Consider the following 23,211-nt stretch of genomic DNA (forward strand, 5'->3'; position numbering starts at 1 on the left):
ATGGCCGAGAAGATGGCGCTCGCCAAGGCGATCACCGAATCCCTGCGCAAGGCTCTGGAGTCCGACCCCAAGGTCCTCGTCATGGGTGAGGACGTCGGCAAGCTCGGTGGAGTCTTCCGCGTGACGGACGGCCTGCAGAAGGACTTCGGCGAGAGCCGGGTCATCGACACGCCGCTCGCCGAGTCCGGCATCGTCGGCACCGCGATCGGTCTGGCCCTGCGCGGCTACCGCCCGGTGGTGGAGATCCAGTTCGACGGCTTCGTCTTCCCGGCGTACGACCAGATCGTCACCCAGCTCGCGAAGATGCACGCCCGCTCCCTGGGCAAGGTCAAGATGCCGGTCGTCATCCGCATCCCCTACGGCGGTGGCATCGGCGCGGTCGAGCACCACTCCGAGTCCCCCGAGGCCCTGTTCGCGCACGTGGCGGGACTGAAGATCGTCAGCCCCTCCAACGCGTCGGACGCCTACTGGATGATGCAGCAGGCCATCCAGAGCGACGACCCGGTGATCTACTTCGAGCCCAAGCGGCGCTACTGGGACAAGGCCGAGGTCAACACCGAGGCCATCCCGGGCCCGCTGCACAAGGCCCGCGTCGCCCGCGAGGGCACCGACCTGACCCTCGTCGCCTACGGCCCGATGGTGAAGCTCTGCCAGGAGGCCGCCGACGCGGCCGCCGAGGAGGGCAAGTCCCTGGAGGTCGTGGACCTGCGCTCGGTCTCGCCGCTCGACTTCGACACCGTCCAGGCCTCGGTCGAGAAGACCCGCCGTCTGGTCGTGGTCCACGAGGCGCCGGTGTTCTTCGGCTCGGGCGCGGAGATCGCCGCCCGGATCACGGAGCGCTGCTTCTACCACCTGGAGGCCCCGGTGCTCCGGGTGGGCGGCTACCACGCCCCGTATCCGCCGGCGCGCCTGGAGGAGTCGTATCTTCCGGACCTGGACCGGGTGCTCGACGCCGTCGACCGTGCCCTGGCGTACTGAGGAAAGGGTCGTGACGACGATGACGGAAGCGTCCGTACGCGAGTTCAAGATGCCCGACGTGGGCGAGGGACTCACCGAGGCCGAGATCCTCAAGTGGTACGTGCAGCCGGGCGACAAGGTGACCGACGGCCAGGTGGTGTGCGAGGTCGAGACCGCGAAGGCGGCCGTCGAACTCCCCATCCCCTATGACGGCGTGGTCCGCGAGCTGCACTTCCCCGAGGGCACCACGGTGGACGTGGGCACGGCGATCATCGCGGTGGACGTCGCGGGCGGGGCTCCCGCCGAGGCGCCCGCACCGGCTCCCGCCGAGCAGCCCGAACAGGAGCAGCCGCAGGGCCGCCAGCCGGTGCTGGTCGGCTACGGCGTCGCCGCCTCCTCGACCAAGCGCCGCCCGCGCAAGGGCACCCAGGCCGCGGCCCCGGCGGCAGCGCAGCCGGTCCAGACCGAGCTGAACGGCCACGGCCACGGCCCCGCTCCAGCCGCCGCCCAGCCGCGCCCGCTGGCCAAGCCCCCGGTGCGCAAGCTGGCCAAGGACCTCGGCGTCGACCTGGCCACGGTGGTCCCGTCGGGCCCCGACGGCATCATCACGCGCGAGGACGTGCACACGGCGGCCTCGGTGGTCACGGCGGTCGCGCCCGCGGTCGCCGAGCCCGTGGTGGCGGCACCCGCCGCCGTGACGCCTCCGGCGCCGGCCGTGACGTACGACGGCGCGCGTGAGACCCGTGTTCCGGTCAAGGGCGTCCGCAAGGCGACCGCCCAGGCCATGGTCGGCTCGGCGTTCACGGCGCCGCACGTCACGGAGTTCGTGACGGTGGACGTGACGCGCACGATGCGGCTCGTCGAGGAGCTGAAGCAGGACAAGGAGATGCAGGGCGTGCGGATCAACCCGCTGCTGCTGGTCGCCAAGGCCCTGCTGGTCGCCGTCAGGCGCCACCCGGACATCAACGCGTCCTGGGACGAGGCGAACCAGGAGATCGTGCTCAAGCACTACGTCAACCTGGGCATCGCCGCCGCCACCCCGCGTGGCCTGATCGTCCCGAACATCAAGGACGCGCACGCCAAGACGCTTCCGCAGCTCGCGGAGGCCCTCGGCGAGCTGGTGTCGACGGCGAAGGAGGGCAAGACGTCCCCCGCCGCCATGCAGGGCGGCACGGTGACGATCACCAACGTCGGCGTCTTCGGCGTCGACACCGGCACGCCGATCCTGAACTCGGGCGAGTCCGCGATCCTCGCGGTCGGCGCGATCAAGCTCCAGCCGTGGGTCCACAAGGGCAAGGTGAAGCCGCGCCAGGTCACTACCCTGGCGCTGAGCTTCGACCACCGTCTGGTGGACGGCGAGTTGGGCTCCAAGGTCCTGGCCGATGTGGCGGCGATCCTGGAACAGCCGAAGCGGCTGATCACCTGGGCGTGAGCCACAGGCGGTAGCGAAAGGGGGCTGCCACTGTCGAGTGGCAGCCCCCTTTCACTGAACGCGGGCGTCAGCAGGCCTCAGTTGATCCTGGTGTAGCCGTAGTTGATCAGCTTCTTCACGTCGGACGTGCGGTCGGCCGCAGAGGGGGCGGTCATGACGGTGCCCATCACCGACTCCCCGTTGAGGGTGGCGGCGAAGACGAGGCAGTACTTGGCCTCGGTGCCGGAGCCGGTCTTGATACCGAGCGTGCCGTTCCAGCCGAGCAGCGTGTTGGTGTTGGTCCAGGGCGCCATCGTGCGGGTGTAGCCGGAGCTGGCGATCGTCTTGGCCGTGTACGACTTGGTCTTCACGACGGCCTTGAACGTGGAGCTCTTCATCGCGCTGCGGGCGAGCTTCGTCAGGTCGCGCGGCGTCGAGTAGTTGGAGCCGTTGCTCAGGCCGTCGAACGAGTCGAAGTGCGTATTCGTCATGCCCAGGTTCTTGGCCATGGTGTTCATCTTGCCGATGAAGCTCTTGGTGCGGGCCGCTACCGTCGTGCCGGTGCCGAACTTGTCGGCGAGGGCCATCGCGGCGTCGCAGCCGGACGGCAGCATCATCCCGTACAGCAGCTGACGGACGGTGACCTTGTCGCCGACGATCAGGTGGGCCGACGAGGGGTAGCCCTTGGCGACCATGTAGTCGCTGACCGCCTTCTTGATCGTGACCTTGGTGTCGAGGTTCAGGTTCGACTGCGAGAGCACGACCTTGGCCGTCATGATCTTCGTGGTGGAGGCGGTGAGCCGCTTCGTGTCAGCGGCTTTGTTGAAGAGGGTCGCGCCCGTCGCGCTGTTCATCAGGTACCCGCCCTTGGCGGTGATGGTCGGCGTCGTTACGGCCAGCGCCGGTGCCGCGGTGAGGGCCCCGGTCGCGAGCACCGCGCCGGACGTGACGGCGACGGCTACGGCTCTGCGGAGGCGGATGCCCTTAATGCCGGTAATCAAGTCAATACCCCGAATTGTGTCGAATGCCCCTGCGGTGCGGCCGAGTTGCGGTGGCAAGGGGGAGTGGGGCCGCACGTGTGTGACACGTAATTAGCACAGAAGGTTGTGTTGTTCCTGAGGAAAATTTCCCGCCCGTCCGCATCATGGACCGCCACCCCCATGCGTACGCGTTGTATCTATCCTGTGGGCATGAGTCTCGCCGTCAAGCAGCCCCCCGCCGCCGACCGCGTCTACAGCCATGTCAAGCAGAGTGTCCTGGACCGCCGTTACGAGGGCGGCACGCTGCTCACCGAGGGCGAGCTGGCCGAGGCCGTCGGTGTCTCCCGCACACCGGTGCGCGAGGCGCTGCTGCGGCTCGAGGTGGAAGGACTCATCAAGCTCTACCCGAAGAAGGGCGCCCTGGTGCTGCCCGTCTCCGCGCAGGAGATCGCGGACGTCGTGGAGACTCGACTGCTGGTGGAGGAGCACGCGGCCCGCAAGGCCGTTCCCGCACCGGCCGGACTGATCGGGCGTCTGGAGGAGCTGCTCGTCCGGCAGAAGGAGCAGGCCGCCGCCGGTGACCTGGCCGCGGCCGCGGTCACCGACCGCTGTTTCCACGCCGAGATCGTGCGCAGCGGCGGCAACGAGATCCTCTCCCGCCTCTACGACCAGCTCCGCGACCGCCAGCTGCGCATGGGCGTCGCCGTCATGCACTCCCACCCCGACCGGATCGCCAAGACGCTCACGGAGCACGAGGAGATCCTCGACGCGCTGCGCTCCGGGGACGCGGAGGAGGCCGTCGGGGTCGTGCACCGGCACGTGAGCTGGTTCTCCCACCTCGCTCGGGGTGAGGTCCGATGAACAACACCACCCGTCCGGGTGACCCTCCCCCAGTGCCCGAAAAGCCCGGGGGGACCCTCGGCGGCCGCCGCGCCGTCGCCGTCTGGGGCATCGGCGTCTCGGTCTACTTCGTCGCCGTCATTTTCCGGACGTCCCTCGGGGTCGCCGGCCTGGACGCGGCCGACCGCTTCCACGTCAACGCCTCGGCCCTGTCCACGTTCTCGATCCTCCAGCTCCTGGTCTACGCCGGCATGCAGATACCGGTGGGCCTGCTCGTCGACCGGCTGGGCACCAAGAAGGTGCTGAGCATCGGGGCCGTACTGTTCACCGCGGGACAGCTCGGCTTCGCCTTCTCACCGTCGTACGGCACGGCCCTCGCCTCGCGCGCGCTGCTCGGCTGCGGTGACGCGATGACGTTCATCAGCGTGCTGCGCCTGGGCACCCGCTGGTTCCCGGTGCGGCGCGGACCACTGGTCGCGCAGCTCGCGGGACTGGTCGGCATGGCGGGCAACCTGGTCTCCACGCTGCTGCTGGCCCGGCTGCTGCACGGCATCGGCTGGACCCCGGCGTTCGCGGGCAGCGCGCTGGCGGGCGCGGTCGTCCTCGTTCTCGTCCTGCTCTTCCTGAAGGACCACCCCGAGGGCCACGAGCCCGAGCCCTTCCCGCACCGGGGCGCGGCCTACGTACGCCGGCAGATCGCCGCGTCCTGGCGGGAGCCGGGCACCCGCCTGGGCCTGTGGGTGCACTTCACCACGCAGTTCCCGGCGATGGTGTTCCTCTTGCTGTGGGGCCTTCCGTTCCTGGTCGAGGCCCAGGGCCTCAGCCGCGCCACGGCGGGCGGACTGCTGACCCTGGTGGTCCTGTCGAACATGGTGGTCGGCCTGGTCTACGGCCAGATCGTGGCCCGGCACCACGCGGCGCGGCTGCCGCTGGCCCTGGGCACGGTCGCGGCGACCGCCGTCGTCTGGGCGGCGACCCTGCTCTACCCGGCCGACCGGGCGCCGATGTGGCTCCTCGTCGTGCTGTGCTCGGTGCTGGGCGCGTGCGGTCCCGCGTCGATGATCGGCTTCGACTTCGCCCGCCCCGCCAACCCGCCCGAGCGACAGGGCACCGCGTCCGGGATCACCAACATGGGTGGTTTCGTAGCCTCGATGACGACCCTGTTCGCGATCGGCGTCCTGTTGGACGCCACCGGCGGCAACTACGGCGTGGCCTTCTCGGCGGTGTTCGTCCTGCAGGCGCTGGGCGTGAGCCAGATCCTGCGGCTGCGCGGGCGCGCGGCGCGCCGGGAGCGGGAACGGCTGGTCGCCAGCCGGGTGGAGACGGTGCACGTCCCCGCGTGAGTCAGCCGGCCGCGGCGACCGGTACGAGGGTGAGGTACACGATGCCCAGGATGCCTCGGTACGTGAGCCACTGGGCCCGGTGCCGGTCGAGGTCCGCGCGCGTCTCTGCCGCCCGGGGATGGTCCGGATGCGCGGCGAGCCACACCTCGGTGTCCGCCTGGTACGCCGACTCGAACTCCTCCCACTCGTCCAGGCTCGCGGTCTCCAACCACTCGCACCGGAACCCGGCCTCCACCGCGAGCTCGACGAGCCGGGCCAGGTCGTAGTGCTGGCCCGCCTCGGCCCCGGGCCACATGTCCGCCAGCTCGGCCGGCGCCGGCGGCCGCTCCCAGAAGCCCTCGCCGAGCACCACGCGTCCGCCGTCCGCGACCAGCCGCCGCAGCTCGCGCAGGGCTTCCAGGGTGTGCCCGGGGGGCTCGGCCGCGCTCAGGGCGTGACTGGCCCCGAGGCACAGCACCAGGTCGGCGGGCCCGCGCTCGGTCCCCTCGGCGGACTCCTCGACGAACTCCACCCGGTCCGCGAGCCCCCGCGCCCCGGCGTTGTGCCGGCCCCGCTCCAGATCCTCGCCGCGCACATCGATCCCGGCCCCTCGGGCGTCCGGTACGGCGTCCAGGACACGGAGCATCAACTCGCCCCAGCCGCAGCCGACGTCGAGCACGCTGCCGGGCCGCTGCCGCGCGAGACGGCCGACCAGCGCGGCCGCGCGGGCCTCGGAGAGCGGGCCGTGGAAGGTCAGCCGGGTCAGCCGGGGCGGTCGGTCGTCGGTCCGGGGCGTGGCCACTGTGTCCGTCATGGCGGGCACGCTAGTTACCGGCAACGGACCGGCGACACCGAATTACCCGACCACGGACGGCCGTACTGGCCGACCGCGCGGACGGCGCTGCCGAATGACCGCGCAGGCGGCCTTGCGGACGGTACTGCCGCGTGACCTTGCGGTCGGCCTTGCCGAATGACCGCGTAGTGGCCTCGCCATGGGGCCGCGCGGACGGCGCCGCCGGTGACCGCGCGGACGGCGCTGCCGAATGACCGCGCAGGCGGCCTTGCCATGTGACCGTGCGGACGGTACTGCCGCGTGACCTTGCGGTCGGCCTTGCCGAATGACCGCGTAGTGGCCTCGCCATGGGGCCGCGCGGACGGCGCCGCCGGTGACCGCGCGGACGGCGCTGCCGACCGCGCAGGCGGCCTTGCCACGTGACCGCAGTCGGCCTTGCGAAGTCACCGTGCGGACGGCGCTGCCCAAATGACCGCGCCCATCGGCCCTGCCGAATGACCGGGCAAGCGGCCCTCCGCGCAACCATGTGGACGGCCGGACCGAATGACCGCGCAGGCGGCCCTGTCGCGTGACCGCGCGGACGGCCCTACTGCGTGACCGTGAAGTTCCGCAGGACCGCCGCCGTCAGTTCCGGGTCGCCCTCCGTCTTCACCCGCTCGCCCGCGGCCTCCGGCGTCAGGCGGCCGCAGGCCAGCCGGACATAGGTCTCCCAGTCCAGGGTGAAGGAGGCGGCGGGACCGAGGGCGGGGGCCGTCTCCAGGGTGCCGCGGCCCTGGATGTCGACGCGGATGGTGCGCAGGAACTCCACGGGCCCGTACACGTCGAAGACGATCGCCGAACTGCGCGGGGCGTTCGCCCTGTCGGCGACGATGCGCGGCAGCTCGTCGAGCAGCACGTCACGGGTGATGTGCGCGCCCGGGGAGTCGAGGTTGCCCGGCTGCCCCAGGGCCGTGCGCAGATCCTGCTCGTGGACCCACACGTCGAACGCGCGGTTGCGCATGGCCTCCTCGAGCGTGATCTCGGTGCCGAGCGGGCCGCGCACCTTGTGGCCGGGTTCGCGGGACTCGTTCCGCAGCTGGCGGTTGCGGCGGATGATCGTGTACTCCAGCTCGGAGGTCATCTCCGGGGCCGTGTGATGGCGGCGGACGTCGACCTGCATCTCCATGTACCGCTGGTGTTCGTTCGTCACATGGAACAGGTCGCGCGGGAGTGCGTGGATGGGGCGCGGGTCGCCGAGCAGTTCACAGTCCATGCCGATGACATGGGAGACGATGTCGCGGACCGACCATCCGGGGCACGGTGTCCGCCGGTTCCACTCGCCCTCGACAAGCGGCTGCACCAGCTCGGATATCGCGTCGATGGAGTGGGTCCAGGCGTCGGCGTAGGGCTGGAGGGTGGGATGCAGACTCACGGAACGGGACCCCTCGGCGGTCGGTACACGGGCAGGTTGGGCGGCGGTTGCCAGGGACGTGCCTGTCGGCGGGTGTCTTGGAACTCCCCCAAGCTATCGGCTTTGCTCGAACAGGGGGGACCCCCAAGTTACGCTGCTGTGAGGCACCCCGGCAGTGCTTTCGTGTGACGATCGTAGGCCCGTGTGGACGGCTCGAATGCCAGGACGGTGGTAGTGTGCGCGCCTCGCTGATCCAGATCGCCGTAGATGAGGGCGAATCAGTCGAATTCCGTAGGCGGCGGGTGGCCGCGCTGGTACGGGACCAGGCCGATTCCGATCTCGTCGTGCTGCCCGAGCTGTGGACGACGGGTGCCTTCGCGTACGAGGAGTTCGGCCGCGAGGCCGAGCCGCTCGAAGGCGCGACGTACGAAGTCATGGCGAAGGCCGCGAGCGAGGCGGGTGTCTGGCTGCACGCGGGCTCGATCCCGGAGCGCGACCCCGACGGCCCCCTCTACAACACGTCCCTGGTCTTCTCCCCCTCAGGTGATCTGGTCGCGGCCTACCGCAAGATCCACCGCTTCGGCTTCGACAAGGGCGAGGCCGTCCTGATGGGCGCGGGGCAGGATCTGGTGACGGTGCGTCTGCCCGGGACCACCCTTGGCGTGGCGACCTGTTACGACCTCCGTTTCCCCGAGCTCTTCCGCGGACTGGTCGACGCCGGTGCCGAGACACTGGTGATCCCGGCGGGCTGGCCCGAGCGCCGGCGTGCGCACTGGACGCTGCTGGCCAAGGCGCGGGCGGTCGAGAACCAGGCGTTCGTGCTTGCCTGTGGAACGTCCGGGACCAACGGGCGGGTTCCGCAGGCGGGTCACTCGATCGTTGTCGATCCCTGGGGCGACGTGGTGGCGGAGGCGGGAGCCGGGGAGCAGGTGCTCACCGTGGAGTTCGACCCCGGAAGGGTGGCGACGATCCGGGAGCAGTTCCCGGCGCTGAAGGACCGCGTCCTGGGACTGGCACCGCCGCGCCGCGGCCTCTAGGCGGCGGCCCTACGCACCACCCACCCACCCGGCAACGGCCCTACGTCTCGTCCCACCCGGCAGGCAGCGGCTGCTCCGCCCAGATGACCTTGCCTTCGGTCGTGTAGCGGGTGCCCCAGCGCTCGGCGAACTGGGCCACCAGGAACAGGCCGCGTCCGTCCTCGTCCGTGGCGGACGCGCGGCGCAGATGCGGGGCGGTGCTGCTGCCGTCGGCGACCTCGCAGGTCAGGGAGCGGTCGCGGACCAGACGGACGCGGATGGGCCCGTCGGCGTGCCGGATGGCGTTGGTGACCAGTTCGCTGAGGATCAGTTCGGTCGTGAAGGCGGATTCCGCAAGGCCCCAGGCCTCCAGCGTCCGGGCGGCCGAGGCACGGACCCGGCCGACGGCCGACGGGTCGGACGGCACGTCCCAGGCCGCCGCGCTGTCGGCGGCGAGCATCCGCGTACGGGCCACGACCAGGGCCACGTCGTCGCGCGGCCGCTCGGGCACCATGGCCTTCAGCACCTCCCGGCAGGTCGCCTCTGGCGTCCGGCCGGGCCGGGACAGCGTCTGCCGCAGCAGTTCAAGACCCTCGTCGATGTCACGGTTGTGGTCCTCGACCAGCCCGTCCGTGTACAGCACCAGCGCGCTGCCCTCGGGAAGCTTCAGCCCGGTCATCTCGAAGGGGAGGCGGTTGCCCAGGCCCAGCGGAGGCCCGCCGGGGACGTCGAGGAACTCCACGCTCCCGTCGGGACTGACGACGGCGGGCTGGAGATGCCCGGCGCGGGACAGGACGCACTGGCCGGAGCCGGGGTCGTAGACGGCGTACAGACAGGTGGCTCCGGTGACCGGCGGGCCCTCGACGCCGACGGTCCCGTCCTCGTCCTGGTCGATACGGGTCACCAGCTCGTCCAGGTGCCACAGGAGCTCGTCGGGCGGGACGTCCAGGGTGGAGAAGTTGTGCACCGCGGTCCGCAGCCGGCCCATCGTGGCCGCCGCGTGCAGACCGTGGCCGACGACGTCCCCGACGACCAGCGCCACCCGGGCACCGGGCAGCGGGATGACGTCGAACCAGTCCCCGCCGACGCCGCCCTGGGAGGCCTGCGCGGGCAGATAGCCGTAGGCCACGTCAAGGGCGCTCTGGTCGGGCAGGGCCCGGGGCAGCAGGCTGCGCTGCAGCGTGACGGCCATCGCGTGCTCGCGCGTGTAGCGGCGGGCGTTGTCGATGCTGACGGCGGCGCGCGCCACCAGCTCCTCGGCGAGGGAGACGTCGTCCTGCTCGAAGGACTTGCGCGGGCCGGAGCGCCAGAAGGTGGCCACGCCCATGATGACGCCCCGGGCGCGCAGCGGAGCGGCGATCATCGAGTGGATCCCGAACTCCACGACCCTGCGGGCCCGCTCCGGGTCCTGCGCCTGCCACCCGGAGAACGCGGCCAGATCCGCCTCCAGCACGGCCACGCCGGTGCCGAAGCCGTTGGCCTGCGGGGTGGCCGGCACGAAGCGGATCAGCTGGCCGAGGCTGTAGAGCGGGCTGCCCTCCCGCACACCGCGGAAGGCGACGCGCCGCATGTCCGGGGAGCCGTCCCCGGGCTCCCCGCCGCGCAGGACGGGATCGGCCAGGTCGATGGTGACGAAGTCGGCGAACCGGGGTACCGCGACGTCCGCCAGTTCCTGGGCGGTGCGGGTCATGTCGAGGCGGGTGCCGACCTCCAGCCCGGCGTCGTACAGCAGTTTGAGGCGCTCCTGGGCCTGGTCCGCCCGCCCGCTGAGGGCCTGCAGCTCGGTGGTGTCCCGCAGGGTCACGACGCTGCCAGGCGGTCCGCCCTCACGGTCGGTCGGCCGCTGGTTGACGGCCAGCAACCGGCCGCGCGCCAGGTGGACCTCGTCGGTGGCGTCCCGCCCGGAGGCGAACAGCCGGGCCATGTCGCCGCCGACGTCCAGGTCCAGGGCCGGGCGTCCCTCCGCGTCCGCGGGCAGCCCGAGCAGCCTGCGCGCCTCGTCGTTGGCCAGCGCCAGCCTGCCCTCGCCGTCCATGATCAGCACGCCCTCCCGCACGGAGTGCAGGACGGCGTCGTGATGCTCGTACATCCGGGTCATCTCGGCGGGCTCCAGACCGTGCGTCTGGTTCCGGAGCCGCCTGCTGACCAGGGCGGTGCCTGCGGTGGCGACGGCGAAGGCCACGGCCGCCGCGCCGATGAACACGGGCAGCTGACGTGCGACGACCCCCGTCACGGCGGAGAGCCTGACCCCGGCGGCGACGAGGCCGACGATCTTGCCGTGCGCGTCCTTCACGGGGACGACGGCGCGCACCGAGGGGCCCAGCGTGCCCGTGTAGGTCTCCCGGACGGTGCCGCCCTTGGCGGCGGGGCCGATCGTGCCGATGTAGTGCTTGCCGATCTGACCGGGGTCGGGGTGCGTGTAGCGGATGCCGTTCTTGCTCATGGCCACGACAAAGTCGACGCCGGATTCCTTCCGTACCGCCTCGGCGCGCGGTTCCAGCACCGCGCTCGGGTCCGGACCCTGCATCGCCGCGGCGATGCCCGGCGAGTGCGCGAAGGTCTGGGCCACCGCGAGCGCGCGGTTACGGGCCTCTCGTCCGCTGTCGGACCGCACCTGAAGCAGGACGGCGGCCACCGCGGCGACGACGAGGAGCACCACGATCGCCGCCTGAAGGACGAAGACCTGCTGGGCGACGGTGCGTGCGCTCAGCACCGAACGCAGGCGGCCGGGAAATCCCGCCATGCCTCTTTTCTAACACCGTTCCGCGGGCCGGACACGGCGGCCGTCAGTCCGCCGAGCGCTCCTTCTCGGCGAGGTGGATCACGCAGACCGCCACCGCGATCAGCAGCGCCGGGTCCGCGTCGTCCCGTACCACGTCGACGTCGTACGTCTCCCGGACGTGCAGTCACGGTGGGCGCCGAGGGCCTGGCCTGGGGCGGTGACGGCAAGGACACGATCTACGCGAGCTGCCGCGACAACATCGTGCAGGGCGGCAAGGGCGACGACGAGCTGCACGGCGGCGCCGGGCCCAGGACCTGTCCGGAGACGACGGCAACGACAAGCTCTACGGCGGAACCGGCGACGACGCCCTGTACGGCGGCAAGGGCAACGATGTCCTGTACGGGAACAGCGGGAACGACAAGCTCTACGGCAACAGCGGCAACGACAAGCTGTACGGCGGCCCCGGCCGGGACACGCTGTCCGGCGGGCCCGGCAGGAGCGTGGTCCACCAGGACTGACGAGGCCTGGGCGGGGGCTGGGTGCGGACGGATGTCACGGCGTGCCGCGCGAATGGCACCCTAGGACGCATGACCGATTCCGCACCCCGTCGCGCCCGTGTCCGTGCCCCCGAACTGATCGGCAAGGGCGGCTGGCTGAACACGGGAGACAGGCAGTACACCCTCGCCGACCTGCGAGGACGCATCGTCGTCCTGGATTTCTGGACATTTTGCTGCATCAACTGCCTGCACGTCCTCGACGAACTGCGCGAGCTCGAGGAGAAGCACCGGGACACGGTCGTGATCATCGGCGTGCACTCACCGAAGTTCGTGCACGAGGCCGAGCACCAGGCGGTCGTGGACGCCGTGGAGCGGTACGGCGTCGAGCATCCGGTGCTCGACGACCCCGAGCTCGCCACCTGGAAGCAGTACGCCGTGCGCGCCTGGCCGACACTCGTCGTGATCGACCCCGAGGGGTACGTCGTCGCGCAGCACGCCGGTGAGGGGCATGCGCACGCCGTCGAGCGGCTGGTGGAGGAGCTGGAGGCCGAGCACGGGGCGAAGGGGACGCTGCGGCGCGGGGACGGGCCGTACGTGGCGCCGGAGCCGGAGCCGACCGTGCTGCGCTTCCCCGGCAAGGCGCTGCTGCTGCCGTCCGGGAACTTCCTGGTCAGCGACACCACCCGGCATCAGCTGGTGGAGCTGGAATCGGACGGGGAGACGGTCGCGCGGCGGATCGGCTCCGGCGCGCGGGGCTTCGCGGACGGTACGGCGCAGACGGCCTCCTTCAGCGAGCCGCAGGGCCTCGCCCTCTTCGAGGACGGGGCGTCCGTGGTCGTCGCGGACACCGTCAACCACGCGCTGCGGCGACTGGACCTCGGCACGGGCGAGGTGAGCACGCTCGCGGGCACCGGCCGGCAGTGGTGGCAGGGGTCGCCGACCTCGGGACCGGCCCGCGAGATCGACCTCTCCTCCCCCTGGGACGTGGCCGTCTTCGGCGGCAGGGTGTGGATCGCCATGGCCGGTGTGCACCAGCTGTGGGCGTACGACCCGGTCGAGGGCACCGTCGCCGTGGCCGCGGGGACCACCAACGAGGGGCTGGTCGACGGGCCGGCCGCGGAGGCCTGGTTCGCCCAGCCCTCCGGTCTCGCGGCGAGTGCCGACCGGGTCTGGCTGGCCGACTCCGAGACCTCCGCGCTGCGCTGGGTGGACCTCGACGGCCGGGTCCACACCGCCGTCGGCACGGGGCTGTTCGACTTCGGCCACCGTGACGGTGCCGCCGAACAGGCGCTGCTCCAGCATCCGTTGGGGGTGACGGCGCTGCCCGACGGTTCCGTGGCCGTCGCCGACACCTACAACCACGCCCTGCGCCGCTACGACCCCGCGACCGGCGAAGTGACCACCCTGGCCACCGACTTGAGGGAGCCGAGCGATGCCGTCCTCGTCGGCGACGACATCGTGGTCGTCGAGTCGGCCCGCCACCGCCTGACCAGGCTGCGGCTCCCGGAGGAGGCGGTCCGGGTGGCGGCCGTCGCCCACCGCACGCAGCGCGCGGCGACCGAAGTCGCCCCGGGGCGGCTGCGGTTGGACGTGATCTTCCAGGCCCCGGCCGGCCAGAAGCTGGACACCCGGTACGGCCCCTCGACCCGTCTCCTGGTCTCCGCCACCCCGCCCGAACTGCTGCTGAAGGGCGAGGGCGCGGACACCGACCTGTCCCGCACCCTGGAGCTCGATCCGGCGGTGGCGGAGGGCGTCCTGCACGTCTCGGCGATGGCGGCGTCGTGCGACGACGACCCTGCCAACGAGTACCCCGCCTGCCATGTCCACCAGCAGGACTGGGGCGTACCGGTCCGCCTCACCGAGGGCGGTGCGGACCGCCTTCCCCTGGTCCTCGCGGGAATGGACGACGCGGGGACGGACGACGCTCAGATGCCGTAGCCGTCGCCGTAGCCGTCACGGTGGTGGTGCCGCTCCTCCTCGACGAGCGTCGTCGGGGGCGGCACCACGACCCTCCTGCGCCGGGCGATGCTGGTGAACGTGGTGACCCCGATCAGTCCGACGGCCATCAGGATGAGTCCGACCAGGTCGAGGTTGACCCCCTTCATGTGCCAGTCGGTCGCGAACGTGAGGATCGCGCCCGCGGCGATGAGGATGATGCATCCGCCGAGGCCCATGGGTGTCTCCTCCCCTTGTGATCCGGTGGTTCCGGTCGGGGGTCGGGTACCCGGGACCCCGGTGCTCATGCCCGGGGGTGCGGGGCCTGCCTACTGCTCCAGGAACGCCACCAGCGCGTTCGCCAGCAGGAACGGGTCGTCCGCGCCGCACAGTTCGCGGGCGCTGTGCATCGACAGGATCGCCGCGCCGATGTCGACGGTTCGGATGCCGTGGCGGGCCGCGGTGATCGGGCCGATGGTGGTGCCGCAGGGCATGGCGTTGTGGGAGACGAACGTCTGGAAGGGGACGCCCGCCCGCTCGCAGGCGGCGGCGAAGACCGCGCGGCCCGAACCGTCCGTGGCGTAGCGGTTGTTGACGTTCACCTTCAGGATCGGCCCGCCGTTGACCCGCGGGTGGTGCGTCGGGTCGTGCCGCTCCGCGTAGTTGGGGTGGACCGCGTGGCCCGTGTCGGAGGACAGACAGACGGTGCCGGCGAAGGAGCGGGCCCGGTCCTCGTACGACCCGCCGCGCGCGAACACCGAACGCTCCAGCACGCTGCCCAGCAGCGGTCCGTCCGCGCCGGTGTCCGACTGCGAGCCGTTCTCCTCGTGGTCGAAGGCGGCCAGCACGGGGATGTGGGGGAGTGCCTGCTCGGAGCAGGCCACGGCCGCCAGGGCCGCCGCGCCCGCGTGCACCGACAGGAGGTTGTCCATCCGGGGTCCGGCGACCAGCTCCTTGTCGCGGCCCAGATAGGCGGGCGGCTCCACGGAGTGCGTCATCAGATCCCAGCCGGCCACGTCGCCCGCGGGCAGCCCGCACTCCTCTTCGAGGAAGGCGATCAGGTCGCCGTCGCGCACATCGTGGCTCAGGCCCCAGACCGGCTGCAGATGCCGCTGCTTGTCGAGCTTGAGCCCCTCGGACGACACCGACCGGTCGAGGTGGATTGCCAGCTGCGGTACCCGCAGCAGGGGCCGGTCCACGTTCACCAGGCGGGTCGAGCCGTCCCGCAGGGTCAGTCGCCCGGCCAGGCCCAGGTCACGGTCGAGCCAGGAGTTGAGCAGGGGTCCGCCGTAGATCTCCACGGCGACCTGGCGCCAGCCGTGCGCCCCGCTGTCCGGCTGCGGCTTGATCCGCAGGTTCGGTGAGTCGGTGTGCGCGCCGACGATCCGGAACGGCGTGTGGGGCGCGGCGCCCTCGGGGACGTACCAGGCCACGATCGCGCCGCCGCGCAGCACGAACCTGCCGCCGCTCGTCCCGTCCCACGCGTCCGTCTCCGCGACCTGCCGGAAGCCGGCCTTCTCCAGCCGCTCGGCGGTGTTCGCCACGGCGTGGTACGGCGACGGGCTCGCCGCGAGGAAGGACATGAGGTCATCGGTGTGGCCGCGGTCGAAGCGGGCTGGTTCGCTCATGGGGTTCACCTTAACGACGGGCGAGGGCCCGTTCCCCCTTACCGGGAACGGGCCCACACAGGAAACCTGTGGCAGAGGCTGCCGGAACTAGAAGGCGGCCTCGTCCAGCTCCATGAGGTCCAGGTCGACGCCCTCGGACACCTTGCGGGCCAGGGTGACGCCGGGCAGGACGTTGGCCGCGAAGAACTTCGCCGCCGCGATCTTGCCGGTGTAGAAGGCCACATCCTTGGAAGACACAGCCTTGGCGGAGGCCGTCTCCAGCTTCTCGGCGGCGACCGCGGCGCCCTTCAGCAGCAGGTAGCCGACGACCACGTCACCGGAGGCCAGCAGCAGGCGGGTGGTGTTCAGGCCCACCTTGTAGATGTTCTTGACGTCCTGCTCGGTGGCCGCGAGGTCGGTCAGCATCAGGCCGACGATGGCCTCCAGCTCCACGGCGGCCTTGGCCAGGTGCTCGCGGGCGCCCGCCAGCTCCTCGCCGCCGGTGCCGAGCGCCAGGAACTTCTTGATGTCCTCGGCGAGGGAGTTCAGCGCGGCGCCCTGGTTGCGGACGATCTTCCGGAAGAAGTAGTCCTGGCCCTGGATCGCGGTCGTGCCCTCGTAGAGGGTGTCGATCTTGGCGTCGCGGATGTACTGCTCGATCGGGTACTCCTGCAGGAAGCCGGAGCCGCCGAAGGTCTGCAGCGACTGGGCGAGCTGCTCGTAGCCCTTCTCGGAGCCGTAGCCCTTGACGATCGGCAGGAGCAGGTCGTTGAGCGCGTGCTCGGACTTCGTGTCCTCGCCGTTCGCCTCCTTGACCGCGATGGCGTCCTGGACGGAGGCGGTGTAGAGGACGAGGGCGCGCATGCCCTCCGCGTACGCCTTCTGCGTCATCAGCGAGCGGCGCACGTCGGGGTGGTGCGTGATGGTGACCTTGGGCGCGGCCTTGTCCATGAAGTTGGCCAGGTCAGGACCCTGGACGCGCTCCTTGGCGTACTCGAGGGCGTTGAGGTAGCCGGTGGACAGCGTGGAGATCGCCTTCGTGCCGACCATCATGCGGGCGAACTCGATGATGCGGAACATCTGGCGGATGCCGTCGTGCTTGTCGCCGATCAGCCAGCCCTTGGCCGGGTGGCGGTCGCCGAAGGTCATCTCGCAGGTGTTGGAGGCCTTCAGGCCCATCTTGTGCTCGACGTTGGTGGCATAGGCGCCGTTGCGCTCGCCCAGCTCGCCGGTCTCGAAGTCGAACAGGTACTTCGGGACCATGAAGAGGGACAGACCCTTGGTGCCGGGGCCCGCGCCCTCGGGGCGGGCGAGGACGTAGTGGAGGATGTTCTCCTCCATGTCGTGCTCACCGGAGGTGATGAAGCGCTTGACGCCCTCGATGTGCCAGGAGCCGTCCTCCTGCTGGATCGCCTTGGTGCGGCCGGCGCCGACGTCGGAGCCCGCGTCGGGCTCGGTGAGCACCATGGTCGAACCCCAGGTCCGCTCCACGGCGATCTGCGCGATCTTCTTCTGTACGTCGTTGCCCTCGTCGTAGAGGATGCCGGCGAACGCCGGGCCGGAGGAGTACATCCACACGGCCGGGTTCGAGCCGAGGATCAGCTCCGCGTACGCCCAGATCAGGGACGGGGGAGCCGTCGTGCCGCCGATGCCCTCGGGCAGGCCCAGGCGCCAGTACTCGGAGTCCATGAAGGCCTTGTAGCTCTTCTTGAAGGACGCCGGGACGGGCGCGGTGTTGGTCTCCGGGTCGAAGACCGGCGGGTTGCGGTCCGCGTCCGTGAAGGACTCGGCCAGCTCGTTCTCCGCGAGGCGCGTCAGCTCCTCGAGGACGCTCTTGGCGGTGTCCGTGTCCATCTCACCGAACGGGCCCGTGCCGTACAGCTTGTCGCGCCCGAGTACTTCGAACAGGTTGAACTCGATGTCGCGGAGGTTCGACTTGTAGTGCCCCATGGGTGACGGCTCCGTCTCGGACTCGGCGAGGCACTGTCTCCTCGCAACTGGTTCACGTACCAACAAGTAGCTAAGATGATGCTACCCGTCGGTAATAAGAAGCAACCCCTGCCGGTCCAAGTGTGAGAAGGGTCTACATAAGGACGCTAGGGAACGGCTCAAGAAGGCTTGACGGGCCTTCGGCGACCCCGGTGGGGTCGGTAGGCTAGCGCCCATGTACGGCTACGACCAGAACGTGGGTGCGCAGTACGCCCCGCCGCAGCAGCAGATGCCCGGCGGTCACGGCGGGTACGGCCAGCAGCCGCCGCTCTACCCGGAGCCGTCGCCGCCCTCGCTCGCGGACGCGGTGCGTGCCTTCACCACCGGCCAGCTGGCCGCGGAGGACTTCCAGCAGGTGTTCGCCACGTCCAAGGTCTACTGCCCGCGCGGCGACAACCCGGGCTTCCTCGCGCTGCACAACACCCAGCAGCCGGTGATCCCGATGTTCACCTCGCTCAAGGAGCTGCGGCGGTATGCGGGCAAGGAGTCCAAGTACTTCGTGATCACCGGCGCCGAGGTGATCGACCTGCTGCCGACCGGGTACGGCTTCGTCCTGGACATGGAGGGCGAGCACCGGATGGTCTTCGACGCGAAGGCGGTCGAGCAGATGGTGGACTTCGCGATGCGCCGGATGTACGGCGGCTGAACCGCCCCTTCCGTCCGGGGATCTGCCCTACTGTGCCCGCGTGACCCCACCCGACACCTCGCCGCTGGTCCTGCACGGCCGACGGCGTTCTGCCGCCCGGCTCCGTTCCGGCGTCCTGCTGTGGGAGTCGGCGGGAGTGCGCCGCGAGATACCCGTCGCCGCGATCGAACGTGTCGACGTGCGGCCGCCGGGGCCGCGAACTGACCGTCGTCCTGACCTCGGCCCTGCCCGACCCGGCGACCCACTCCCTCACCTCCCGCAGCGCACCCGCCGTCCGCGAGTTCGCGGGGCCGGAACCGAGGAACGTGCCCCTCGGGGTGCTGGGCGTCCTCTACGTACTGGTTGTCGCAGCGTTGCCGGTCCGCGGCGCAGGGGAGCGGGCCACCGTCTCCTGGCTGGTGGGCATCCCCTGTGTCCTGGCGCCCGGCGTCGCTGCCGTGGTGGCCGGCCTGCGCATGCTGCGCGACACCGTCGTGCTGCGTGCCCGGGGGATCGCGGTCGAGGGGCGGCTGGAGTCCTCCCATGACGTCGGAACCGGTGAGGACGCGGTCACGCACTGCGTCTACTCCTACGCCGACGTCTCCATGACCTTGCTCGGCTTCTCCCTGGTGGGGACGGCGGTGGCCGCCCTGTTCGGCTGACCGGCACCCGGCGAGGCCCGGAGGGAATGTCCTCCGGGCCTTCTCTGTTGGGGGTGGCAGAAAGTTCAATGCTCAACTAAAGTGAGCGCACAAGGAGGTACCGACCCATGCCTGCAGTGACCGTCGAGAACCCGCTGACCCTGCCCCGTGTGGCCGCGCCGGCGGACGCCGTCGCCCGTCCCGTGCTGGCCGTGACGACCGCGCCGAGTGGCTTCGAAGGTGAGGGCTTCCCCGTCCGTCGGGCGTTCGCGGGGATCAACTACCGCCACCTGGATCCGTTCATCATGATGGATCAGATGGGTGAGGTTGAGTATCAGCCTGGGGAGCCGAAAGGGACCCCGTGGCACCCGCACCGCGGCTTCGAGACCGTCACGTACATCATCGACGGGATCTTCGACCACCAGGACTCCAACGGCGGCGGCGGCACCATCACCAACGGCGACACCCAGTGGATGACGGCGGGCTCCGGCCTGCTGCACATCGAGGCTCCGCCGGAGCATCTGGTCATGTCCGGCGGTCTCTTCCACGGTCTCCAGCTTTGGGTGAACCTGCCGGCGAAGGACAAGATGATGCCTCCGCGCTACCAGGACATCCGCGGCGGCAACGTCCAGCTGCTGACCACGCCCGACGGCGGCGCGCTGCTCCGCGTGATCGCCGGCGAGCTGGACGGCCACGCCGGTCCCGGCATCACGCACACCCCGATCACGATGATCCACGCGACGGTGGCGCCGGGTGCGGAGGTCACGCTGCCGTGGCGGGAGGACTTCAATGGGCTGGCGTACGTGCTGGCGGGCAAGGGCTCGGTCGGTGCCGAGCGCCGTCCGATCCACCTGGGCCAGACTGCGGTCTTCGGCGCCGGCGGTTCGCTGACCGTCCGCGCGGACGAGAAGCAGGACTCCCACACCCCGGACCTGGAGGTAGTCCTGCTCGGCGGGCAGCCCATCCGTGAGCCCATGGCCCACTACGGCCCCTTCGTCATGAACACCCGCGAGGAACTCCAGCAGGCCTTCGAGGACTTCCAGAAGGGCCGGCTCGGGACCATCCCGGCCGTCCACGGCATGACCGAGAGCGGACCGCAGGCCTGAGCCCGAGTCCCGGACCCCCTGACAGCCCCGTCCGTCAATGGCGCCGGACGGGGCTTTCGCGTACCGCGTCACCCGGCCGGGTCTGAGCGCAGGACAGCCCGGCCGGGCGCGTGATCGGCTGGATGCGTGCAGCTTCTGCCCGATCCCGTCCGCCGACTCGCCGCCTGGTGCGTGGTGATCCTGCTCGTCTACGGGGTCGGGTACGTCGGGGTCCGGCTCTGCACCACGTTCCGTACGGCTGTCACACCCGTGCTGCTCGCGCTGCTCGGGACCGCGCTGCTCGGGCCGCTGTACCGGCGGCTCGTCCGGGCCGGGGTGCAGCGCTCGCTGGCCGCCGGGCTCACCTGCGTCGCCGTCGTGGCCGTCATCGGCGGGGCCGTCTACATCGTGGTCGCCGCGCTGATCGACACCGGGGGCCAGATCATCTCTTCGCTGCGGGCCGCCGCGAGGTCCGTCGCCGAGCACTTCGGGGCGGCCGGCACCTCGCTGGACGACCTCGCCGAGAACTCCAAGGACCTGCTGGCCAAGTTCGGCGGGACGGCTGCCTCCAACGTCATCAGCGGGGTCAGCGTGGTCGGCGAGAGCATCGCCATGGCCGTACTGGCCCTGCTGCTCGTCTTCTTCTTCCTGCGCGACTCCCACCGGGCCGCCGAGAGCCTGCGGGCCCTCGCCCCGCACGGCACCGGCGACACCCTGGAGGCCATGGCGCGACGGGCCTTCGCGGCCGTCGAGGGGTTCATGCGCGGCACCACCGTCATCGCGCTCATCGACGCCACCTGCATCACCATCGGGCTGCTGATCCTTCAGGTGCCGGGCGCGCCCGGCCTCGGCGCGCTCGTCTTCGTCGGCGCCTACATCCCCTACCTCGGCGCCTTCCTCTCCGGCGCGGTGGCCGTGCTGGTCGCGCTCGCCGACCGGGGGTTCGTGATCGCGCTGTGGGCCCTCGGGGTCGTCCTCGCCGTGCAGGTGCTGGAGGGGCATGTGCTCCAGCCGATGATCCAGAGCCGGACCGTGCAGATGCATCCCGCGGTGGTGATGCTGGCGATCACGGCCGGGGCGTCCGTCGCGGGCATCGTCGGGATGCTGCTGGCCGTACCGCTCACCGCGGCCGCCTTCGGGGTCGTGCACGAACTGCGGAACCGGTACGCCACCCCGTAGCCGACGCCCCGACCGGTTCACCGCTTCTCGTACAGCTCGAACCAGATGCTCTTCCCCTCGCCCCGCGGATCCACCCCCCACGCGTCCGCGAGCAGTTCCATCAGCACCAGGCCGCGTCCGGAGGAGGCCAGCTCACCGGGGCTGCGTTTGTGCGGGAGGTCGTCGCCGACGTCGGTGACCTCGGCCCGCAGCCGCCGCTCGCCCGTCTCCCCGGTGACCTCGGCGAGCAACAGGGCGTCGGCGTCGGTGTGCACAAGGACGTTGGTGAGCATCTCCGACACCAGCAGCACCGCGGTGTCCACCTGCTCGTCGGAGGTCCAGTCGTGCAGCAGCCCGCGCACATGCTCGCGGGCCTCGGCGACCCGCTCCGGCTCGTCCTGCGCCACCGACAGCAGGGTGCGCCGGACCGTGGGCCCGACCAGCATCGTGGCGCCGTAGCCGTCGCCCTCCCCCGGTCTGCCCAGCAGCAGCACGGCTATGTCGTCCTCGCGGCGGTCGGCCAGTGGCCCCGGCGTCTGGTGGGAGGACGGTCCGTGCACCGCCTGCACCAGGGCGTCCGCGAGCGACTCCAGGCCGCCCTCGTGGTCCTCCAGGACGGCGCGGAGTCGGTGCCAGCCGCTCTCCAGGTCATGACCGCCGGTCTCGATCAGACCGTCGGTGCAGATCATCATGGTCTCGCCGGGCTCCAGCGCGAACCGCGTCGTCGGGTAGTCGGCGTCCGGGTCGATGCCCAGCGGCAGACCGCCCGCCGTCGGCCGCATCATCACCGTGCCGTCCCCCATCCGGATCACCGGGTCCGGATGCCCGGCGCGGGCGATCTCCATGACGCCGGACACCGGGTCGACCTCCGCGTACAGGCAGGTCGCGAAGCGCGGGTCGGCGTCGTCGCCGGCGCCCTCGGTGACACCGTGCAGAAAGCGGGAGGCCCGGGTGAGGACCGCGTCCGGGCGGTGGCCCTCGGAGGCATAGGCGCGCAGGGCGATCCGCAGCTGACCCATCAGCCCGGCGGCCCGTACGTCATGTCCCTGGACGTCGCCGATGACCAGCGCGAACCGGCTGTTGGGCAGCGGGATCATGTCGTACCAGTCGCCGCCGACCTGGAGCCCGCCGCCGGTCGGGATGTAGCGGGCGGCCACGCTCATGCCGGGGACCTCGGGGCCCAGCGTGGGCAGCATGGAGCGCTGCAGCCCGTCGGTCAGTTCGCGCTGGGACTCGGCGGCTCCCGCCCGGGACAGGGCCTGGGCCAGCATGCGGGCCACCGTCGTGAGCACCGAGCGCTCGTCCGGTGTGAAGGCGACCGGATAGGCGAAGGCGGCCAGCCAGGCGCCCATCGTGCGGCCGGCCACCGTCAGCGGAAGGAACGCCCAGGACTGCCGGCCGAAGTGCCGGGCGAGCGGCCAGGTCACCGGGTAGCGGGTCTTGTACTGCTCGGGGGAGGACAGATAGACCCCACGGCCGGTGCGGACCACCTCGGCGGCCGGGTAGTCCGTCTCCAGCGGCATATCGGTGAAGGGAGCCTCGTCGCCGGGCTGATGCCCGTGATGGCCGATGACCGTCAGCCGGTCGCCCTGCACCCCGAAGACGGCCAGCCCGTCCGGCGAGAACCCCGGCATCGACAGCCCCGCCGCGACCCGCAGCACCTCCGACGTGGACCGTGCCTCGGCCAGCGCCCGGCCCGCGTCCAGCAGGAACGCCTCGCGGGAGCGGCGCCAGTCACCGGTGACGGGGGTCTGCGCCGCGGTGCCCGGAGTCGGCTCGGTGACCTCCTGCAGGGTGCCCGTCACCCGGTACACGCGCTCTGTGCGGTCGTACACCGGCCTGAAGCGGCTGCGTACCGTGCGTACGATCCGGCCCTGCTCGTCCATGATCCGCAGCCGTACCTCGGCCAGCGTGCCCTCGTCGGAGGCGAGCCGGATGATGCTCGTGTTCTCGTTCCAGTCGACGGGGTGGAAGCGGGCGCGTGCCCGCGCCTCGGTGAGGGTGGTCGTCTCGCCGGGCAGTCCGAGCAGCCGAGCGGTCTCCGCGTCGATCGTGACCAGCCCGGTGGCGGTGTTCCAGTGCCACACCCCGGTCGCGAGGGAGGAGAGAACGTCCCCGACGGCGGGCAGGGGCTCGCCAGTGCGCATTGCCCCACTTTAAGAAGATGCGAGCAAACAGTGCCACTGCTCCAGGGTGCGGTAATGGTGGGAGGCGATCTTCGGGTGCCCGGTACGCTGGTCTGT

General features: G+C 71.1%; 19 protein-coding genes and 1 pseudogene. 12 read left to right on the forward strand and 8 right to left on the reverse strand.

Annotated features, from left to right (window positions below; translation table 11 throughout):
- Positions 1-978, forward strand: a complete 978-nt coding sequence (locus tag N8I87_RS20865) for an alpha-ketoacid dehydrogenase subunit beta (RefSeq protein WP_263210706.1) — start codon at positions 1-3, stop codon at positions 976-978.
- 10 nt (positions 979-988) lie between these two features.
- The gene (locus tag N8I87_RS20870) at positions 989-2,389 is read left to right on the forward strand and encodes a dihydrolipoamide acetyltransferase family protein (RefSeq protein ID WP_263210707.1); all 1,401 of its coding nucleotides are present in this window, start codon (positions 989-991) and stop codon (positions 2,387-2,389) included.
- 77 nt (positions 2,390-2,466) lie between these two features.
- On the opposite strand, the gene N8I87_RS20875 is transcribed toward N8I87_RS20870, so the two are convergent.
- Positions 2,467-3,369: a D-alanyl-D-alanine carboxypeptidase family protein gene (locus tag N8I87_RS20875; protein ID WP_263210708.1), complete on the reverse strand. Its 903-nt coding sequence runs from the start codon at positions 3,367-3,369 to the stop codon at positions 2,467-2,469.
- Between the two features lie 189 nt (positions 3,370-3,558).
- Here N8I87_RS20875 and N8I87_RS20880 point away from each other — a divergent pair, with 189 nt between their 5' ends.
- Both N8I87_RS20880 and N8I87_RS20885 read left to right on the forward strand, forming a co-directional pair.
- Positions 3,559-4,209 (forward strand): GntR family transcriptional regulator, encoded by a 651-nt coding sequence (locus tag N8I87_RS20880; RefSeq protein ID WP_263210710.1) that lies wholly within the window; start codon positions 3,559-3,561, stop codon positions 4,207-4,209.
- The gene (locus N8I87_RS20885; RefSeq protein ID WP_263210711.1) at positions 4,206-5,531 is read left to right on the forward strand and encodes an MFS transporter; all 1,326 of its coding nucleotides are present in this window, start codon (positions 4,206-4,208) and stop codon (positions 5,529-5,531) included. Before N8I87_RS20880 ends, N8I87_RS20885 begins: the two co-directional genes overlap by 4 nt.
- Before the next feature lies 1 nt (position 5,532).
- Here the strand turns inward: N8I87_RS20885 and N8I87_RS20890 are convergent, their stop codons facing one another.
- Together N8I87_RS20890 and N8I87_RS20895 are read right to left on the reverse strand one after the other, a co-directional pair.
- Positions 5,533-6,324, reverse strand: a complete 792-nt coding sequence (locus tag N8I87_RS20890) for an SAM-dependent methyltransferase (protein WP_263210712.1) — start codon at positions 6,322-6,324, stop codon at positions 5,533-5,535.
- A 565-nt stretch (positions 6,325-6,889) separates the two neighbouring features.
- Positions 6,890-7,714, reverse strand: a complete 825-nt coding sequence (locus N8I87_RS20895) for a maleylpyruvate isomerase family mycothiol-dependent enzyme (RefSeq protein ID WP_263210714.1) — start codon at positions 7,712-7,714, stop codon at positions 6,890-6,892.
- Positions 7,715-7,929: 215 nt separating this feature from the next.
- Between N8I87_RS20895 and N8I87_RS20900 the strand changes: the two genes are divergently transcribed.
- Positions 7,930-8,730, forward strand: coding sequence for a carbon-nitrogen family hydrolase (locus N8I87_RS20900; RefSeq protein ID WP_263210716.1), 801 nt, complete (start codon positions 7,930-7,932; stop codon positions 8,728-8,730).
- A 40-nt stretch (positions 8,731-8,770) separates the two neighbouring features.
- Here N8I87_RS20900 and N8I87_RS20905 read toward each other — a convergent pair whose 3' ends face one another.
- Entirely contained in the window at positions 8,771-11,452 is a 2,682-nt protein-coding gene (locus N8I87_RS20905; RefSeq protein WP_263210717.1) for a SpoIIE family protein phosphatase, read from the reverse strand.
- 168 nt (positions 11,453-11,620) lie between these two features.
- On the opposite strand from N8I87_RS20905, the pseudogene N8I87_RS20910 reads away from it, so the two are divergent.
- From N8I87_RS20910 to N8I87_RS20920, 3 genes and pseudogenes are all read left to right on the forward strand, one after another.
- A pseudogene (locus N8I87_RS20910) lies at positions 11,621-11,692 on the forward strand (hypothetical protein); the annotation flags it as partial.
- Between the two features lie 53 nt (positions 11,693-11,745).
- The gene (locus N8I87_RS20915) at positions 11,746-11,949 is read left to right on the forward strand and encodes a calcium-binding protein (protein WP_263216571.1); all 204 of its coding nucleotides are present in this window, start codon (positions 11,746-11,748) and stop codon (positions 11,947-11,949) included.
- A gap of 69 nt (positions 11,950-12,018) precedes the next feature.
- Positions 12,019-13,866, forward strand: coding sequence for a thioredoxin-like domain-containing protein (locus tag N8I87_RS20920; protein WP_263210718.1), 1,848 nt, complete (start codon positions 12,019-12,021; stop codon positions 13,864-13,866).
- On the opposite strand, the gene N8I87_RS20925 is transcribed toward N8I87_RS20920, so the two are convergent.
- The 3 genes from N8I87_RS20925 to N8I87_RS20935 form a co-directional block, all read right to left on the reverse strand.
- Positions 13,854-14,102, reverse strand: coding sequence for a DUF6458 family protein (locus N8I87_RS20925; protein ID WP_263210720.1), 249 nt, complete (start codon positions 14,100-14,102; stop codon positions 13,854-13,856). The genes N8I87_RS20920 and N8I87_RS20925 overlap by 13 nt on opposite strands.
- A gap of 90 nt (positions 14,103-14,192) precedes the next feature.
- Positions 14,193-15,491, reverse strand: a complete 1,299-nt coding sequence (locus tag N8I87_RS20930) for a M18 family aminopeptidase (protein ID WP_263210721.1) — start codon at positions 15,489-15,491, stop codon at positions 14,193-14,195.
- A gap of 87 nt (positions 15,492-15,578) precedes the next feature.
- Positions 15,579-17,420 carry an acyl-CoA dehydrogenase gene (locus tag N8I87_RS20935; protein ID WP_263210722.1) on the reverse strand — a complete coding sequence of 614 codons (1,842 nt, stop codon included), beginning with the start codon at positions 17,418-17,420 and terminating at the stop codon, positions 15,579-15,581.
- 214 nt (positions 17,421-17,634) lie between these two features.
- Here N8I87_RS20935 and N8I87_RS20940 point away from each other — a divergent pair, with 214 nt between their 5' ends.
- The 4 genes from N8I87_RS20940 to N8I87_RS20955 all read left to right on the forward strand — a co-directional run bounded on the left by N8I87_RS20940 (position 17,635) and on the right by N8I87_RS20955 (position 20,989).
- Entirely contained in the window at positions 17,635-18,105 is a 471-nt protein-coding gene (locus N8I87_RS20940; RefSeq protein ID WP_263210724.1) for an SseB family protein, read from the forward strand.
- 170 nt (positions 18,106-18,275) lie between these two features.
- Entirely contained in the window at positions 18,276-18,746 is a 471-nt protein-coding gene (locus N8I87_RS20945) for a hypothetical protein (protein ID WP_263210725.1), read from the forward strand.
- 107 nt (positions 18,747-18,853) lie between these two features.
- Positions 18,854-19,831 (forward strand): pirin family protein, encoded by a 978-nt coding sequence (locus tag N8I87_RS20950; protein WP_263210727.1) that lies wholly within the window; start codon positions 18,854-18,856, stop codon positions 19,829-19,831.
- A 126-nt stretch (positions 19,832-19,957) separates the two neighbouring features.
- Positions 19,958-20,989, forward strand: coding sequence for an AI-2E family transporter (locus tag N8I87_RS20955; protein WP_263210728.1), 1,032 nt, complete (start codon positions 19,958-19,960; stop codon positions 20,987-20,989).
- 17 nt (positions 20,990-21,006) lie between these two features.
- On the opposite strand, the gene N8I87_RS20960 is transcribed toward N8I87_RS20955, so the two are convergent.
- Complete coding sequence (locus N8I87_RS20960) at positions 21,007-23,115, reverse strand: SpoIIE family protein phosphatase (RefSeq protein ID WP_263210729.1); 2,109 nt, start codon at positions 23,113-23,115, stop codon at positions 21,007-21,009.
- Between the last annotated feature and the right edge of the window lie 96 nt (positions 23,116-23,211).

It is taken from the genome of Streptomyces sp. HUAS 15-9 (assembly GCF_025642155.1).
Lineage (GTDB): Bacteria > Actinomycetota > Actinomycetes > Streptomycetales > Streptomycetaceae > Streptomyces.

Bases quoted from the DNA above. Each gene is read 5' to 3' on its own strand.
- N8I87_RS20960 (WP_263210729.1), bottom strand. From the start codon at position 23,115: ATGCGCACTGGCGAGCCCCTGCCCGCCGTCGGGGACGTTCTCTCCTCC.
- N8I87_RS20885 (WP_263210711.1), top strand. From the start codon at position 4,206: ATGAACAACACCACCCGTCCGGGTGACCCTCCCCCAGTGCCCGAAAAG.
- N8I87_RS20925 (WP_263210720.1), bottom strand. From the start codon at position 14,102: ATGGGCCTCGGCGGATGCATCATCCTCATCGCCGCGGGCGCGATCCTC.
- N8I87_RS20865 (WP_263210706.1), top strand. From the start codon at position 1: ATGGCCGAGAAGATGGCGCTCGCCAAGGCGATCACCGAATCCCTGCGC.
- N8I87_RS20920 (WP_263210718.1), top strand. From the start codon at position 12,019: ATGACCGATTCCGCACCCCGTCGCGCCCGTGTCCGTGCCCCCGAACTG.
- N8I87_RS20940 (WP_263210724.1), top strand. From the start codon at position 17,635: ATGTACGGCTACGACCAGAACGTGGGTGCGCAGTACGCCCCGCCGCAG.
- N8I87_RS20935 (WP_263210722.1), bottom strand. From the start codon at position 17,420: ATGGGGCACTACAAGTCGAACCTCCGCGACATCGAGTTCAACCTGTTC.
- N8I87_RS20880 (WP_263210710.1), top strand. From the start codon at position 3,559: ATGAGTCTCGCCGTCAAGCAGCCCCCCGCCGCCGACCGCGTCTACAGC.
- N8I87_RS20905 (WP_263210717.1), bottom strand. From the start codon at position 11,452: ATGGCGGGATTTCCCGGCCGCCTGCGTTCGGTGCTGAGCGCACGCACC.
- N8I87_RS20950 (WP_263210727.1), top strand. From the start codon at position 18,854: ATGCCTGCAGTGACCGTCGAGAACCCGCTGACCCTGCCCCGTGTGGCC.
- N8I87_RS20930 (WP_263210721.1), bottom strand. From the start codon at position 15,491: ATGAGCGAACCAGCCCGCTTCGACCGCGGCCACACCGATGACCTCATG.
- N8I87_RS20890 (WP_263210712.1), bottom strand. From the start codon at position 6,324: ATGACGGACACAGTGGCCACGCCCCGGACCGACGACCGACCGCCCCGG.